This is a genomic window from Wolbachia endosymbiont of Madathamugadia hiepei, from assembly GCF_013366855.1.
Classification (GTDB): Bacteria; Pseudomonadota; Alphaproteobacteria; order Rickettsiales; family Anaplasmataceae; genus Wolbachia.
On record NZ_WQMP01000168.1, the window covers coordinates 1 to 1,819 of the forward strand.

1 protein-coding gene is annotated in these 1,819 nt (G+C 37.9%); it reads left to right on the forward strand.

Translation table 11 applies throughout. The features are described 5' to 3' along the window. The first annotated feature begins 192 nt into the window (after positions 1-192). Positions 193-1,713, forward strand: a complete 1,521-nt coding sequence (locus tag GO685_RS05035) for an HlyD family type I secretion periplasmic adaptor subunit (RefSeq protein ID WP_175937840.1) — start codon at positions 193-195, stop codon at positions 1,711-1,713. Positions 1,714-1,819 lie beyond the last annotated feature (106 nt).

A 1,819-nucleotide genomic window follows, 5' to 3' on the forward strand; every position in this document is an offset into this window, starting at 1 on the left:
TATGCATTGGGTAACCTCCTATTGTTGCTAAAATACTGGAGTTTACCCTATTTCTCTCTCTACTCTCTTTCTAATCCATAGTTAGCGTTAAATAGTTTATTCTGGTGTTTTGCAGTCCAAATGAAGTGTATAAGTCATGGATTCTTTGTTTTTGTATGTTATCTTAACATTAACGCGAGTTCACAGTAATATATGATAAGTAAGTTAAAAAAACTTAGCGCTGGATTCTCTTTGACAGGCCTACTTGGCCATAGTGATAATATAAACATGCAAGGAACAAAAAATAAAAAGAAGAAGTACCTAAAATTTTTGGATAAAACGTTCGCACTGATTGATGCGGTGGTAAGTTTTATTTTAAAACGCGAGGGTAATAACGTAAATGAGGTTCTGAGAGTAACATGGGGACCACTGTTTTTTGGTCTGATAGTAATACTCATTTTTTTTGGAATAGGTGGTATTTGGTCAGCTATAGCTCCAATTGATGGGGCAGTGCATGCAAGTGGAGAAGTTATTGTATCTTCAAACAGGAAAATAGTTCAACATTTGGGTGGAGGAATAATAAGTAAAATTTTGGTCAAAGAGGGCCAGGCAGTCAAAAAAGATGAGCCTTTAGTTTTGTTAAGTGATGTTAACGAGAAGGCGAATTTGAGTATAATCAAAGAAAAACTCTTATCACTTTTGGCAACTGAAGCAAGGCTTATTACTATTAGGGGAGGCCTAGACACAATTGAATTTCCTGATGAAGTCAAAGAATTATCTGATGGCAATCTTGCAAGCAAAGTGATGAAAAATCAGATAAGATTATTTGATTCCCAGCACAAGAGCATATTGGGAAAAACTGACATACTGCAACAGCGTATAAGACAGTTACATGATGAGCTAGTAGGGCTGAATTCTCAACTGGATGCAGCTCTCAAGCAATATGACTTAATAGCTGAGGAGTTAGAAACAAAAAGGCAGCTTCTTAGCGGTGGTCACATAGGTAAGCCACACATTTTGGCTTTGGAAAAGCAGTTTGCTGAAATTGAAGGTAGAGTTGGTCATTACCGTGCTGCAATATCTCAGGTACAACAAAAAATTGGAGAAAACGAGTTAGAAATCATAAATGTGAAGAATGACGCTCAAGAGAGAGCAAACATTGAGCTTAAAGAAGTTAGCATGTCTATTGCTGACTTAAGAGAGAGGTTGATGGTTGCAGAAGATGCGTTAGCACGCACAGTTATTAGATCGCCTCAAAACGGAATAGTTACGGATATACGGTACCATACGGAAGGTGGTGTTATACAGTCTGGTGTGCCGATTATGAGCGTAGTGCCATCTAATGATGATTTAATAATAGACGCTAAAATTCAGACTAGAAATATAGAGGAGATACTGTCAGCACAAAAAAAGAATAGCAATATAGTCTCTATTGACGGATTGGAAGGGCTAAAGGTGAAAGTAAGGCTGAGTGCTTACAGCGCACGTCGTTTAAGTTTAATTAACGGTATAGTAAGCCATATTTCTCCTGATGCCCTCGACGATCCAAGGTTAGGGCGTTATTATTCAGTACGTGTGGTGATACCAAAGTCAGAGCTTGCTCAGTTCAAAAATGTATACCTATATCCCGGTATGCCAGCAGAAGTGTATATAGTTACTCAATCCCGTACTCTTTTGTCATTCTTGTTTACGCCTATAATTGCAACAGTTGATAGGTCCTTTATAGAAAGGTAGCTCACCTGTTGGAGTGAATAGAAACAAAAAAAACTACTTGACAACCTTCGCCGTTACCCTTATAATGATACTGAAGCTATTTGTTTATCTTCGCAATCTGTGCAGG

What these genes read in the sequence shown, in the direction of transcription:
- GO685_RS05035 (WP_175937840.1), top strand. Translation starts at nt 193, where the DNA reads ATGATAAGTAAGTTAAAAAAACTTAGCGCTGGATTCTCTTTGACAGGC.